Origin of the sequence: Synechococcus sp. PCC 7336 (assembly GCF_000332275.1) — a bacterium.
Taxonomy (GTDB): domain Bacteria; phylum Cyanobacteriota; class Cyanobacteriia; order Thermostichales; family PCC-7336; genus PCC-7336.
In genome coordinates, this window is sequence record NZ_CM001776.1 from 1,729,562 (window position 1) to 1,744,220 (window position 14,659).

General features: G+C 52.8%; 12 protein-coding genes. 4 read left to right on the forward strand and 8 right to left on the reverse strand.

Features of this window, described 5'->3' with window-relative positions; all coding sequences use genetic code 11:
- From SYN7336_RS08305 to SYN7336_RS32655, 5 genes are read right to left on the reverse strand one after another with little or no spacing between them, the layout of a single operon-like run.
- Entirely contained in the window at positions 1-261 is a 261-nt protein-coding gene (locus SYN7336_RS08305) for a DUF4160 domain-containing protein (RefSeq protein WP_017325470.1), read from the reverse strand.
- Positions 261-1,559, reverse strand: a complete 1,299-nt coding sequence (locus tag SYN7336_RS25045; protein WP_051039783.1) for a restriction endonuclease subunit S — start codon at positions 1,557-1,559, stop codon at positions 261-263. Before SYN7336_RS25045 ends, SYN7336_RS08305 begins: the two co-directional genes overlap by 1 nt.
- Positions 1,549-1,746 (reverse strand): type I restriction endonuclease subunit M, encoded by a 198-nt coding sequence (locus tag SYN7336_RS32645; protein ID WP_255346709.1) that lies wholly within the window; start codon positions 1,744-1,746, stop codon positions 1,549-1,551. Before SYN7336_RS32645 ends, SYN7336_RS25045 begins: the two co-directional genes overlap by 11 nt.
- On the reverse strand, positions 1,713-2,465 hold the full coding sequence (locus SYN7336_RS32650) for an N-6 DNA methylase (RefSeq protein ID WP_255346710.1): 753 nt from the start codon (positions 2,463-2,465) through the stop codon (positions 1,713-1,715). Before SYN7336_RS32650 ends, SYN7336_RS32645 begins: the two co-directional genes overlap by 34 nt.
- On the reverse strand, positions 2,443-3,216 hold the full coding sequence (locus tag SYN7336_RS32655; RefSeq protein WP_255346711.1) for a class I SAM-dependent DNA methyltransferase: 774 nt from the start codon (positions 3,214-3,216) through the stop codon (positions 2,443-2,445). Before SYN7336_RS32655 ends, SYN7336_RS32650 begins: the two co-directional genes overlap by 23 nt.
- Positions 3,217-3,488: 272 nt before the next feature.
- Between SYN7336_RS32655 and SYN7336_RS08325 the strand changes: the two genes are divergently transcribed.
- On the forward strand, positions 3,489-4,292 hold the full coding sequence (locus SYN7336_RS08325) for an SDR family oxidoreductase (protein ID WP_017325474.1): 804 nt from the start codon (positions 3,489-3,491) through the stop codon (positions 4,290-4,292).
- Positions 4,292-6,997 carry a hypothetical protein gene (locus SYN7336_RS08330; RefSeq protein WP_017325475.1) on the forward strand — a complete coding sequence of 902 codons (2,706 nt, stop codon included), beginning with the start codon at positions 4,292-4,294 and terminating at the stop codon, positions 6,995-6,997. The genes SYN7336_RS08325 and SYN7336_RS08330 overlap by 1 nt, the downstream gene beginning before the upstream one ends.
- A gap of 154 nt (positions 6,998-7,151) precedes the next feature.
- Here SYN7336_RS08330 and SYN7336_RS08335 read toward each other — a convergent pair whose 3' ends face one another.
- The 3 genes from SYN7336_RS08335 to SYN7336_RS08345 all read right to left on the reverse strand — a co-directional run bounded on the left by SYN7336_RS08335 (position 7,152) and on the right by SYN7336_RS08345 (position 11,206).
- On the reverse strand, positions 7,152-8,549 hold the full coding sequence (locus SYN7336_RS08335) for a glycosyltransferase family 2 protein (RefSeq protein WP_017325476.1): 1,398 nt from the start codon (positions 8,547-8,549) through the stop codon (positions 7,152-7,154).
- Between the two features lie 144 nt (positions 8,550-8,693).
- A complete protein-coding gene (locus SYN7336_RS08340) occupies positions 8,694-9,155 on the reverse strand; it encodes a YlqD family protein (RefSeq protein WP_017325477.1) in 462 nt (153 codons plus the stop codon).
- Between the two features lie 104 nt (positions 9,156-9,259).
- Positions 9,260-11,206, reverse strand: coding sequence for a long-chain fatty acid--CoA ligase (locus SYN7336_RS08345; RefSeq protein ID WP_017325478.1), 1,947 nt, complete (start codon positions 11,204-11,206; stop codon positions 9,260-9,262).
- A gap of 260 nt (positions 11,207-11,466) precedes the next feature.
- Between SYN7336_RS08345 and gorA the strand changes: the two genes are divergently transcribed.
- Together gorA and SYN7336_RS08360 are read left to right on the forward strand one after the other, a co-directional pair.
- A complete protein-coding gene (gene gorA, locus SYN7336_RS08355; RefSeq protein WP_017325480.1) occupies positions 11,467-12,834 on the forward strand; it encodes a glutathione-disulfide reductase in 1,368 nt (455 codons plus the stop codon).
- A gap of 50 nt (positions 12,835-12,884) precedes the next feature.
- Complete coding sequence (locus SYN7336_RS08360) at positions 12,885-14,603, forward strand: hypothetical protein (RefSeq protein WP_017325481.1); 1,719 nt, start codon at positions 12,885-12,887, stop codon at positions 14,601-14,603.
- Positions 14,604-14,659 lie beyond the last annotated feature (56 nt).

Sequence of the window (14,659 nt, forward strand, 5' to 3'; positions counted from 1 at the left end):
CTAGTCCAGGGGGTCGATGTTTTCGAGGGGGGTGTTTTGTCGGGCTAGTTGCCAGTTTTGTTTGAGTTCGGCTTGGTGGATTGTGGCCCATTCGATGACTAAGCCGAGAACTCTGGGTGATAGTTTCCCCTCTAGTATAGATAGGGTTTCTATGTTAATGAGTGCTTTTTGCTGGTTGTAACGGACGTGGAAGTGACTGGGGGGATGGTCGTTGTAGTACATCGTGATGATGATGCCGAGGAAACGACTAATTTCGGGCATTATTGCACGACCTTTTGGAGTTGCTTTCCTGCACCTGAAAAGTTTATCTCTCCAGAGAGTAACTTAGGTAGTAGGGTATAAATTAGCTCTGAAAGTATACGAATCTGATTATCATTTTTGGCAATCAGAATATCAATTGGCACTGCAATTTTTTCAAAATATTCCAATACTAATGAAGAAGGAGACAGAACAGAAAGCGTTTGCATCTCTTTCTTCGTTACTGAGTTATATATTGTTCCAGATCCGATTATATCTTCCTCTTGAAAACTATGCTTGAGGAAATAATTCAGGAATGATTGCTTATTATCTTTATGCCTTATGGCCGCTAGCCCTCGACCAATAACCATTTTTCGATCTGCAACATTAATACGACCAACTGGGGCTCTTACTGAAAATAAGATGTCTCCTCTCTCTGCAATCCGATTTTCTACAGTACAGAAGACATTATGCGTGGGAAAGCGAGAACCAAAATTTTTGACACCTTGATGAAAGGGCAGACCTTGACCTTCAGTGTTATAGAATTCTGACTTTGGTGACTGTCCCATCGTCAGTTTTGCAAAGTCTATTAAGCATCCAGAATTCCATCCTAAAGGGATAATTCCAAATTCAGAGCTTGTAAGCTCATCAGGAAATAGTTTTGTGGCTGAGTTAAGGCTTTCTTGTATCTCGTTTGCCAAGAAATCTAACTTAGTAGTTGCCTTCCCACAAATCGCTGCCATCCCGGCCCGTTCGATGTCTTCTGCCGACCCCCCAGCCTCCCGAGCCTTCTGCTTAGCCTTCACCGGCTCAAAATCCACAAACCACGACTTGAAGATTGCTTGGGCGATCGCCTCTAGCGTCTGATTCATCTGGCGATTGAGTTCGATCTTTTCGTCTAGAGTATTTAAAATATGAGCAATTAGTTTCTGTTCTTCATATCGTGGAATTTTCACCTTTGCCAAGTGAAGGTGATTACGATTGACACCAGGAACAGCCGCTTTGTCTGAATAGCTAAGATAGTCGATGGTTTCTAATAGATAGCTTATATATCGAGGATCGTTCCCTTTGAAGTCTTTAACATATAGAGTTGTATTGAGCGGCCAATAATCACCTTCTATCCAATAAACTTGTCCTAGCGTTCCATATCGGCCAGTTACAACTCCTGGGCCTGAAACTTTAGCCTCATTATGAGTATCTGAAATACCTGAAGATGAAACGATTGGTATTGTTCCATCCTTCCGATTCCTTCGTGGAAGGTCATACCCTCTTTTGAGCTCGACCACTTCACCGAGCGTTGTTTCCAGCCACTCAGATGACATAGCCTAAACCTTCTAAATTCTTCTTGATTTCTACTTCTAGCTCTTTACTTTTTTCTAGTTGAACACTGAGTGTTTGAGTGAGATATTTCATTTTTTCTGCAAAGGGCTCTCCGTCATCTTCTTCAACAGCAGCCCCAACATACCTCCCTGGTGTCAACACAAAATCGCTCTCATCAATCTCATCCAACGTTGCAGACTTACAAAATCCTGCCTCGTCCTCATATCCATCCCCCGCTTCCACTTATGAAACGTCCCCGCTATCTTCTCAATATCCTCATCCGTAAAGTCCCGCAACACCCGGTCCTTCATATATCCACAATTGCGAGCATCGATAAACAATACGTCTCCAGACCGATCCCTAAGCTTACTTTCTCCGTGCGCTCTCGCCTTCTTATTCTTCGTCAAAAACCAAATACAAGCCGGAATCTGCGTATTCGTAAACAACTGCCCCGGCAGCGCCACCATACACTCCACCAAATCATTCACTAACAGCGCTCTCCGAATATCCCCCTCCCCCCGAGTATTCGAACTCATCGACCCATTCGCCAACAACAACGCCAACGACCCATTCGGAGCCAAGTGATACAGCATATGCTGCAACCAAGCAAAATTCGCATTCCTCTCTGGCGGCGTCCCATACCTCCAGCGCGGATCGTCCTCTAACTTCCCACTCCACCATTCCTTCATATTAAAAGGCGGATTCGCCATCACAAAATCCGCCCGCAAATCCGGATGCTGGTCGTTCGTAAAACTATTCGCAGGCTCCTGACCAAAATTAAAATCAATCCCCCGAATCGCCATATTCATCGCCGCCAACCGCCAAGTCGTCGGATTCGACTCCTGCCCGTACACCGAAATATTGCCAATCCGCCCCCCATGCCTCTCAATAAACCGCTCGCTCTGCACGAAGACCCCCCCCCGACCCCATTGCCGGATCGTAAACCCGCCCCCGATACGGCTCGATCGCCTCCACAATCAAAGACACAATCGACTTCGGCGTAAAATACTGCCCCCCCTTCTTCCCCTCCGCCAGCGCAAACTGCCCCAAAAAATACTCGTAAACATGCCCGAGAATATCCTTCGCCTTCAAACTCGCGTGCTCGAACGGAATCTCCGATATCAGGTCGATCGACCCAGTCAAACTTTCCGTCGGCAACTGAAGCTGCGTATACGTCTTATTCAAAACCCCCTTCAGCCGAGGATTATCCCGCTCCACCTCTCCCAGAGCATCATCAATCAGCCTGCCAATCGACTTGAACTCGTAAACATATTTCTTGCCATTCTTCACCTCGATCTCGGTCCCTGGCGCAAGCTTGGCATTCTCCCTCAACATCGACCATCGGGCCAGCGCAGGCACCCAAAACACATTCTTCTCTAGGTAGTAATCCCGCTCCTCCAGTTCCTCCCGAACAATCGCCTCATACTCGTCATCCCCATAATCCGCCGGATCGAGAAAGTAATCGTTGTCGCGATCGCGCAACTGCGCCTCAATTTCCCGCTGCCGCTGTGTGAATGCATCCGACACATACTTCAAGAAAATCAACCCCAACACCGCGTGCTTGTACTGAGCCGCATCCAAATTCGACCTCAGCCGATCTGCCGCTGTCCACAGCCTCTTATCCAGCCCATCCAAAAACTTCTGCTCGGCATTCGACATCAGCAACAATTCCTACCTAACTGCCAGCCTCCCAGCGGGTAGAGCCGCATCCGTTGCATAGTAGCCGCTAAACACTCCCCTGTCCCACCACCACAGCGATCGCGAGATATGTTAAGCCAGGCCAATCTCTCCACTCGGGCTGGAAACCGATCGCTGGCTTGAGACTTTCCCACTGCGATCGCCTGCAAAATTGTGTACGAGCCTAAAAGGCGAGTGGTTGATATCTTGAATTCAACCGAGTTGCCAATCTACTCAGTATTTGGGGGAAGACCATGCCCGAGCAATTGCAGGGACAAGTGGCCATCATCACCGGATCGAGCTCTGGAATTGGGGCCGCGATCGCCCAATGCATGGCAGCAGCAGGGGCCAAAGTCGTGGTGAACTATGTCCGCAGCTCGAAAGGGGCAGAGGAAGTGGTGGGCGAGATTGAAGCGGCGGGGGGAAAGGCGATCGCCGTTCAGTGCGATGTCAGCCAAGAAGACCAGGTCTTGAATCTATTTGCCCAGACCTACGCAGCGTTTGGGACCGTGGACATCCTCGTCAACAATGCCGGACTGCAGCGGGATGCCAAGTTTGTGGACATGACGCTGGATGACTGGAACTGGGTGATTAACGTCAATCTCACCGGTCAGTTTTTGTGCTCCCGCGAAGCCGCCAAGGAATTTATCAAGCGGGGGGTGGTGTCGGAGTGTTCCTGTGCGGCTGGCAAGATTATCTGCATTAGCTCCGTCCACGAGGTCATACCTTGGGGGGGGCACTGCAACTATGCGGCGTCGAAGGGGGGCGTACGGCTGTTGATGCAGAGTATGGCACAGGAGTTGGCCCCCCATAAAATTCGGGTGAACAGCATTGCACCGGGGGCGATTAAGACCCCCATTAACCGTTCGGCATGGGAGACCCCGGAGGCGTTCAATGACCTACTCAGCTTAATTCCCTACAATCGCATTGGGGTGCCGGAAGATATTGGCAAAGCGGCGGTGTGGCTGGCTTCGGACGACTCCGATTACGTTCACGGGGAAGTTCTGTTTGTGGATGGGGGCATGACCCTCTATCCCGGATTTGCAACGGGAGGCTAATGAATATGAACGCTGAAACTCAACGTCTCGAAGAAACCCGTCAAGGCACCACCGCTTGGAAGCGCTGGGGACCGTACCTGAGCGAGCGACAGTGGGGCACTGTACGCGAAGACTACAGCGAAGGGGGCAGCGCCTGGGATTATTTCGGCCACGACCAAGCGCGATCGCGGGCCTACCGGTGGGGAGAAGACGGCATTTTGGGCATTTGCGACGATCGCCAACTGACCTGTTTTGCCCTCGCCCTCTGGAACGGCAACGACGACATTCTCAAAGAGCGCATGTTTGGTCTCACGGGCAACCAAGGCAACCACGGGGAGGACGTCAAAGAATATTTTTTCTATTTGGACAGCACTCCCACCCATTCCTACATGAAAGGGCTGTACAAATACCCCCAGGCAAAATTCCCCTACAGCGAGCTAGAGCAGGAAAATGCACGGCGACTGAGTCAGCCCGACCGAGGGGGCTTTGAATACGAGTTGCTGGATACGGGCGTGTTTGAAGGCGATCGCTATTTCGACGTGTTTGTGGAGTATGTCAAAGCCGATGCAGACGACATTCTGATTCGGATTACTGCGGCCAATCGCGGTCCAGAGGCTCACCCCTTAAACCTGTTACCCACCTTCTGGTTCCGCAACACTTGGTCGTGGGATAAAGACGAGCCCAAGCCCTCCCTGAAGCTGTTGCGATCGCAGGACAATTTCAGCGCTATCGAAGCGAACCATCCCGAGGTGGGGCAACGCTGGCTCTATTGCAAAGGGACTGCCGATCTCCTCTTTACGGAAAACGAAACCCACAACGAGCGGCTCTTCAATGCCCCCAATGCCTCTCCCTACGTGAAAGACGCCTTCCATCGCTATCTCGTTCGAGGGGAAAAATCCGCTGTCAACCCCGATCGCCGAGGCAGCAAATTTGCCGCCAATTACAGCCTCTCGATTCCCGCTGGAGCCACTGAGGTTATAGAGTTGCGGCTGTGCGATCGCCCGGATTTGCCGGAGCCCTTCGGCCCCGAGTTCGATCGCCTCTGGCAAGCGCGAGTGCAAGAGGCAGACGAGTTTTATCGCGACATTGCCCCCTATCCCATGAGTGACGACGCTCGCAACGTGCAGCGGCAAGCCTTCGCGGGCATGATGTGGACGAAACAGTATTATCTCTATTCGGTGCAGGACTGGCTGAAGGGCGATCCCGATACTCCCTCTCCGCCGGACAGCCACAAACAGGGCCGCAATCGCCACTGGGTTCACCTAGAAGCCCAAGAAATTCTCTCGATGCCCGATAAGTGGGAATATCCCTGGTTTGCCGCTTGGGACTTAGCCTTTCACGCTCTACCCATCGCTGTCATCGATGCCGAATTTGCCAAGCATCAACTGGATTTAATGACCCGCGAATGGTACATGCACCCCAACGGACAACTGCCCGCTTACGAATGGGCCTTTGGAGATGTCAATCCTCCCGTGCATGCTTGGGCGACGATGCGGGTTTATCAAATTGAACGGAAGATGCGGCGGCAGATTGACCCAGACTTTAAGGGCGATCGCCAATTTCTCGAACGGGTCTTTCAAAAGCTGCTGCTCAACTTCACCTGGTGGGTCAACCGCAAAGACTTAGAAGGTAACAATGTGTTTGAAGGGGGCTTTTTGGGGCTGGACAACATTGGCGTGTTCGATCGCAGCTCAGAACTCCCCACTGGCGGCCATATCGAGCAGGCGGACGGCACCAGTTGGATGGGGATGTACTGCCTCAACATGCTGACCATTGCCCTAGAACTGGCCCAGGACAATCCTGTCTACGAAGATATGGCCACTAAATTCTTCGAGCACTTTATTTACATCGCCGATGCCATGAACCACATTGGTGGCGACGGCAAGGCACTGTGGGACCCAGACGACCAATTCTACTACGACGTGCTGAATATGCCCAACGGCGATCGCGTCAAGCTGCGGGTGCGATCGATGGTGGGGCTCACCCCACTTTTCGCCATTACCACCCTCGATCCAGATCTGCTCGCCAGCGTGCCTGGATTTACAGAGCGTCTCAACTGGTTTGAGGAAAATCGCCCGGAATTGCGACGCAATGTTGTCTGTACGCTCGAAGGGTCCTGTCGGGGATCTACCCGTCTACTGGCAATGGTCTGGCAAGATCGGCTGCGCCACATTCTAGAAAAGCTCTTGGATGAAGCGGAGTTCTTTGGCCCCTATGGCATCCGCGCCCTCTCCCGCTGCCACCTTGACAATCCCTACAGTTTCTACGTCAACGACACCGAATACCGCGTCGATTACGAGCCCGCCGAATCCAGTACTGGCTTATTTGGAGGCAATTCCAACTGGCGCGGTCCGGTGTGGATGCCTGTCAACTACCTGCTGATCGAGTCCTTGCAGAAATTCCACTATTACTTTGGGGATGAGTTCACAGTGGAATGTCCGACGGGGTCTGGCAGACAGGCCAATTTATGGGAGGTGGCTACGGAAATTTCCAAGCGGCTCAACCGGATTTTCCTACAGGACGAGACTGGCAAGCGTCCCGTTTACGGCGGTCTCGAAAAATTCCAAACCGATCCCCACTGGCAACATTACATCCTCTTCCACGAATATTTCCACGGCGATAACGGCGCAGGTGTGGGGGCCAGTCACCAAACTGGTTGGACGGGCCTGGTGGCCAAGCTGATTCAACAGGTGAGTGAATATTGCGAGGGCAAGCCGCGAGGTTAAACCATCTGCCCATCTATGCGTATAGAGACCCACGATCGACGCATCACCGCCCCCCGAGCCGGCAAAATGACTAGGGGTCGAGCCGTCGGATCGTCCAGTTGCCAGCGGTGTTCTGTGCGCAGGGTTTGAAGGCGGCAAGGGGGCAGATGCATCACTAGAGGCTGCCGACGTGCAGGGTCTTTACCCATCTGAGACGCTTGGCTCGCACGCACATGCGAGCCGTTGTCAGCACCATCACTGGCACCCAGTGGAGCATGTAGATCGTCCCCACTGCGGTTGTGCGGATTAATTTCCAACCGCGCAGGCGATGCGATCGCCGCAAACCCTGAAACATGGCGATCGTACTCATGGATATCGCCACCGAACTCAGGGGCCACAGCACCACATTGTGACGGTGGACAATCGCCATCGCCAGATCGGGAATCGCAGCCATCGGCAATAAATATTGAATCGTGAAAAAGAGGGCCAGATCGAGGGTTTTGGCCGTCCCGAGATCGTTATTGAAAATTCCGGGCCAGTAATCGAGATAGCGCTGGTAGCCCCCCTCCGCCCAACGGTTCCGTTGCGGCCATAGGTTCTTCCAACGGGTCACCCCTTCCTCTTGCACCGCAGGGTCTGCCAAAAAGGCTACATCGCCTCCCGCGAGATGAAAGCGTATGGTCAGGTCTAAGTCGTCGGTGATGGTATCTTCGTTCCAGCCGCCTGCCCGTTCGAGGGCAGCGCGACTGACGAGCTGGCCGTTACCGCGCAATTCGCCAATGCCTCCAATCGCCCGTCGCTGCTGCTGGAAGTAGCTGTCGAGGGCCATCTCGGCCATTTGATTGCGGGTCCAAAAATTGCGATCGCTATTGGCGATCGCCTTGCGCAACTGCAGGGCTACCACCGAGGGCTTCTGCTGAAAAATCGCCAGCGATCGCCGCAGTAAATCTTCGGGCACCAATGCATCTGCATCGAATACCCCAATAATGTCGCCAAAGGTGCGGGGCAATACCTCGTTGAGGGCCGCAGACTTGCCGCCCGTGGCTCCAGGCGATCGTTGGTGGACGTGTAACTGGGGCAGGTGCTCTTGCCACAGCGCGAGCTGAGCGGCAGTATCATCCGTGCTGGCATCGTCAATGGCCCAAATTTCAAGGCGATCGGCAGGATAGTCTAGGTTGCTGAGGCTCTCCATCAGCGCCGGAATCACGCTCCCTTCATTCTTGGCAGGAATTAGGATCGAGACGCGAGGGAAAGGTTGCGAGTCGGAATTCCCTAACGCCACGGTCAAGGGGGAGCCGGGATTTCCATCGAAATTTATCCCTTCACCGCAGGCCACCTCCGCTCCCAGCACGGGGGGAGGAGAGAAGGGCGAGACGCAGACCAGGCGACCGGCATACATGACCATCCCCGCAGCCAGCCCCGTCACCGCCCAGCGGGTGACGGGAACAACGTGCAGGACAACCACGGTCAGCCAGACAAAGACCATCACCAGACTGGCTTTGACGCGACGCCGTTGCGGCAGAATTCGAGGCGGACTATCAGCTTGTTCCAACGTGAAAGGGGCAGGACCCATAGAGCAGACATTAACGCAACAACGAATGTGCAACTGGATTTTATCTACAGGCTACACCCAGCACGAGCACTAGCCCCATGCTAACTAGCGCTGCGTGATTCCATTCCGCCACACTAGAGATTGCTGTAGGTCCATCGGGCAGGACTAGCCCAGGTTGCCCCGGATTTCCTTAATGACTTCGTCTTCTAGAACCACTTCAACCCGCAGTTTCTCCCCTAGGTTGTCGCCGGGGCTGACGCGACAGTAGCTTTCTAGATTGGTTTGTAACGTGACTTCCTGATTGAGTTCCATCCCGGAAATTTGGTTGAGCTGCTGCAGCAAAGCGTTCTTTTGATTGAGAATCTTTGCCTTTTGGGTGTTGACCTGAGACTTAATCGACTCGATTTGCTGAGTCGCTTCCGGTCCGGCAGGCTGAATGGTTTTCTTCTCAATTTCGGCGATCGCGCGCTTGCCTTGAAACTCCAGTTGCTGCATTTGGTTGTCGAGGGCTTGTACTTGCTGCTGTACTTGCTCTTGAGTCTTTACTTTAAACGCTTCCGTCACAATGGATTTGACGATGACAGCGCGTTTGAGTAGCAGAGAGGGGGTTGCAGTAATGTCGTCCATAAGTTCAGAAAAAGTGTCCGAGACTATAAATCAATGCTTGAGCGAGAAGCCTTTATCAGACTACCCTACTACCCCCTGTTTCCTCATGGAGTATCGCTCGCCTACTACCCGTAGAGTTCGGAGATTTCGCGAGCGTAGCGTTCGACGACTCGATTGCGCCGAATTTTATAGGTTTGGGTCATGAGGCCGTTTTCAATCGAGAAGGGTTCGGGGACGAAGCGAAAATCCCCCAGTTGCTCGTCAGGACGGTAGCCCGGCCGCTGTTTGAGGCGCTGCTGCAGGTCAGAGAGTACGGCTGCTCGCACGGCGGGTTGCGATGTCAGTAATTCGATCGCCTCCGGCCGCTCCAGCCAGTGGGCGGGATCGTCGCTTTGGGTGAGCTGGCGCAGTTGGGGGGCGATCGCCGTGCCGAAGCTTTGAGCTACCTGCAAGAGGTTGGGATAGACGAGGGCTGCCAGTCGCTTTTGGTCTTGCCCCACCACGACAATTTGATCCACCCACGGACTTCGAGCGCAGGCATTTTCTAACGGTTGGGGTTCGATGTTTTCGCCGCTAGTCAGCACGATCGTGTCTTTAGCCCGCCCAGTTAAGACAATTTGTCCGTCAGGGGCGAGCCAGCCCAGATCGCCAGTATTGAACCAGCCCTCAGCATCCAACACTTTGGCGGTGGCTTCTGGATTGCGATAGTAGCCCAACATAATCTGGGGACCGCGAGCGCGAACGATGCCTTTACGTTGTTTGGCAGCAGAGAGGGTGCTGGCACGGGGCAGGGGAACTAGAGTGTCGGGATCGCAAATTTGCACTTCGGTCTCTTTGAGGGGCAGCCCGGAGGTACCGCGAACGTTGTGTTCTAGCGGGCGAACGGTGAGGACGGGGGAGGTTTCGGTGAGACCGTAGCCCACCAGAATATCGATGCCGACGATTTCGTAAAAGGTTTCTAGGTGGTCCGCCAGAGCGCCGCCGCCGCTGATGGCAAAACGGAAGTTAGGACCGACAGCTTGTCGCACCTTTTGGTAGACGAGGAGATTCCCCAGGGCATGGATGGGAGTCAATAAGGCCCTTTGCAGCCGAGCGGCGAGAGCTTGTAGAGGAGTGAGGGGATCGCGATCGAGGGAACGGTTGTGCAAGGCTCGCCCCAGTCTCACCCAGCGCTCGCTGGCCCCCAAGCAGAAGAAAATTACCTTCTGCAGCAGGGGAGATTTCTCTCGAAATTGCCGCTGCACCCCTTCGTATACCGTTTCCCAAATGCGGGGAACGGCAACCATGTAGTGGGGGGCATAGGTTTTTAAATCTTGTTTGATGGAGCGGCGGGTGGTGTAGACCAACTCGCACCCCCGCGACAGGAGAAAATATTCTCCCGATCGCTCGTAGGAATGCCAGGTGGGCAGGATGCTCAAAAATCGTTCGCCGGGTTGGGGCTGGACGGCTAAACCGATCGCCTCCACTTGATGCATGAAATTGCCGTGGGACAGCATCACCCCTTTCGGTCGCCCGGTGGTGCCGGAGGTGTAGATGATAGTGGCTAGCTGCGATCGCTCCAGCGCAGGGGGATCGAACTCGCGGCTTGCCCCTCGCGCCATTAGGTCGGGATAGGAGAGGCAGCTGGGGTGGGTTTGGTCTGAGAGCAGGATGGTGGTGCGAATGCCGAGGCGCTTTAAACTGGGGTGCAGGCGCTCTAGCGTGGCCCGATCTTCAAGAATGGCCACCGAGCTGCCGCTGTGCTCCAAAATGTAGTCCAGCTCGGTCTCTGGGGCTGAAGAACTGCGGGGGACATTGACGGTGCCCGCCATGAGGCTGCCTCGATCGGCAATCAGCCAGCGGGGGGAATTGTCAGCAATCAGAGCGACGCGATCGCCAACTTTAACCCCTACGGCCTGCAATCCACTGGCAAAACAGCAAATCTGCTCGCACATCTGGCGATAGGTGAGTTTGACTGGTGGCTCTAGGTGTGGAGCCCAGAGGGCGAGGCGATCGGCATATTGCCGGACATTCTGGTACCAAACATCGCCGAGGGCGGTCGAACGGGATTGGGGAGAAGGGGTAGCAGTCATCCTGAAGGGTTCACTAATAATGATGAATGAAATGGAGCAGGGGGCGTTGCTGGCGGGAGGATTGCGAAGGGGAGATTCGGACTCGATCCACAAACAGCTAATTTATTTGCTTTCAGTTTGCCTGCAGTTTGCCTCGATTGAACTGCGCTTGCGCAACAGAATTTTAGCCGATGCTCGTCGAGCGTCCGGTGCGGTTTGAAGTCGAGCGGTCGATCGCCCTGCGGTGAACTACGATCGAGGGTGAAAGCTAGGGTTGAGCGATGAGCTACGAATTCGATTTATTTGTTTTGGGTGCTGGTTCCGGCGGTATCGCCTCTGCGCGGCGAGCAGCCGAATACGGAGCCACCGTTGGCATTGCCGAATTCGATCGCTTGGGGGGCACTTGCGTCAATCGCGGCTGCGTTCCCAAAAAGCTATTAGTCTATGCCTCCCGCTTCCCCCATTACTTTGAAGAATCTGCAGGCTATGGTTGGACTGCACCGCTAACCAGCCTCCATTGGACGCGCATGGTTGCCGATGTCAATGCCGAGGTCGAGCGCCTCAACAGCATCTACCAACGCATGTTGGATAACTCTAAAGTTGAAATTCTGAGGGGACGAGCCCAGTTTATCGACCCCCATACGGTGGCGGTGGGCGATCGCCAAGTGACTGCCGCGAAAATTCTGATCGCAGTCGGCGGCATCCCCATCCGACCCAGCGATATCCCCGGCATCGAGCACGCCCTGCTTTCAGACGATATGTTTCACTTGCCCGATCGACCCAAGCACATGGTGATTTTGGGGGGCGGCTACATTGGCTGCGAGTTCGCCTGCATCCTGAACGGGTTGGGCACCGAAGTCACTCAAGTGATTCGAGCTGACAAAGTCCTGCGGGGATTTGACGAAGATCTGCGCGCCGAAATCCAAACAGCCATGCAGGCGCACGGCATCCGCATTCTCAACTGCAGCCAAGAGATTGCGATCGCAAAACTAGATGGCGGCGTCCGGGTTACCGTTACAGGGAAAACTGAGCGGGGAGAAATTGAGCAGGTGGCGATCGCCGATGCGGTAAGCTTGGCTGCCACCGGACGCAAGCCCAATCTAGAGGGATTGGGTTTAGACAATACGGCAGTGGAAGTAGTCGAGGGGGCGATCGCCGTTAACGAATTCAGCCAAACTCGAGAACCCCACATTTTTGCGGTAGGCGACTGTACCGATCGCGTCAATCTCACGCCAGTGGCGATCGATGAGGGGCGCGCCTTTGCCGACACCCACTTCGGCGGTAAGTCTCGACAAACCAGTTACGACAATATTCCCACAGCCATCTTTACCACCCCCGAAGCCGGGACAGTGGGTTTAACCGAGCAAGCGGCGATCGCGCAATACGGCGAAGAATCTATCCAAATCTATCGCAGCCGCTTCCGTCCGATGTACTACACTTTGGCGGGCAAGGACGAACAGACGTTGATGAAGCTGGTCGTTCACAAAGAAACCGATCGGGTGTTGGGGGCCCACATGGTGGGGGATAGTGCAGCAGAAATTATTCAAGGGGTGGCGATCGCCGTCAAGATGGGAGCTAACAAAGCTGACTTCGATGCTACTGTCGGCATTCATCCCACCTCTGCAGAAGAATTTGTCACCATGCGTTAAGCCCGATCTCGATAGTGTGAATTGGAATACTTCATCCATTCAGATTGCCAATGGCGACAAAAATCGAACAGTTATTATCCGCTAAGCAACCAGCTTTATCAGTTTGGCTTTTTTTTAGTTTGCTGATTCCAATATATTTTGGCTTGATTTCATTTCGCCATGCGATCGCCCTTCCTTATCTCATTCAAGACGATATGCGACAACATGTTGTCTGGCTGCAAACATTTGTCGATCCTCAGCTATTCCCCAACGATCTAATCGCTAACTATTTTAAGACTCTAGCTCCGATTGGCTATAAGGCTACTTATTATTTAATGGCAAAGCTAGGAGTCGAGCCTATTTCTCTTGCCAAAGCTCTGCCTGTCATACTGGGGTCAATCACTTCGTTTTATTTCTTTAAGTCTTATCTATATTTGCTCCCGTATCCTGCAGGTGCATTTCTCGCTACACTCATTTTGAATCAGAATATTTGGCTGAAAGACGATCTGATTTCGGCAACTCCAAGAGCTTTTATCTATCCGTTTTTTGCTGCTTTTCTGTTTTATCTCCTCAAGCGATCGCTTATCCCCTGCCTAATCGCGATCGCTCTTTTAGGCTTGTTTTTTCCTCAGCTAGTTTTGGTTGAAATCGCAGTTCTAACGATCCGGCTGTTTGGTTGGCGAGATGGGTGGATTCGCCTCAGCCAAAAGTCATTAGATTACAGACTTTGGCTGTTTGGATTGTGTGTTGCATCTATTGTGATTATTCCATTTGTCTTCAACACATCTCAGGTTGGCGATAGGATTGCCGTTGCTCAGATGCAAGTGATATCTGAATTTGGCTTGAAGGGCAGGAGTCAATACTTTGGTGTCTCGCCATTAAATTTTTTGTTTGCTGGGTCTAGCGGTATCCGCTTTCCATTATTCCCACCCATCATCTGGTTTGGTTTGGGCTTGCCATTTGTGCTGAGATCGAAGCTAATACTCGCCAAGTCGGTTACCGATCGCATTGTCATTTTACCCCAGCTCGTCCTCGGATCTATTGGAGTATTTCTACTAGCACATGTCCTATTCTTTAGATTGTATTTTCCCAGTCGCTATACCTACCATACGCTACGATTTATTATGGCAATGTCAGCAGGTATTGTTGTCTTCATCTTACTCCATAGAGGCTATGACTGGCTCCGCAAGCGTCTGCAAGGCCAGCACAAACTAAAGATTAAAGAGGGGATTTCTGTAGGCTTGATAGGAATGTTTGCGATCGCATCTCTCATTGTCCCAGCTTTGCCATCTGTCTTTTTAAAATCGCATCTTTGGAGGATGGGAGAATATCCCCAGATTTATACATTTCTCGCCAGTCAGCCCAAGGATATCATCGTCGCCTCAATTGACGATGCAGCAGATAATATTCCAGCATTTTCCCACCGCTCTGTCTTAGCATCGCAAGAGTTTGCATTTGCTTACCATCCCAACTACTACCAGCCATTTCAGCAACGGGCGATCGATACCGTTAGAGCGCAATACAGCCCAGACATCTCGGAAGTGAAATCCATCATCTCGAAGTATGGTATCGACTTTTTTCTGGTCGATCGCGAGGCTTTTAGTGCTGGCTATTTGCTCAGTCAGAGATGGTTGACTCATAGCTCGTTCAGCGATGTTGTTGTGGATGTGGCAACTCAATTAAGTGAAGGGAGCAGACCTGCGCTTGCCAAACTCTCTGAAGTTTGTGAAGTTGCTTCGGAAGGTAATTTGCGGGTCCTGAGTGCAAGTTGTATGGTTCGGAGCGAGTGATGATTTTTTCGGGCTGAGAGGGTCAGCTCGCGATCGCGCATCCCCACGACAAACCC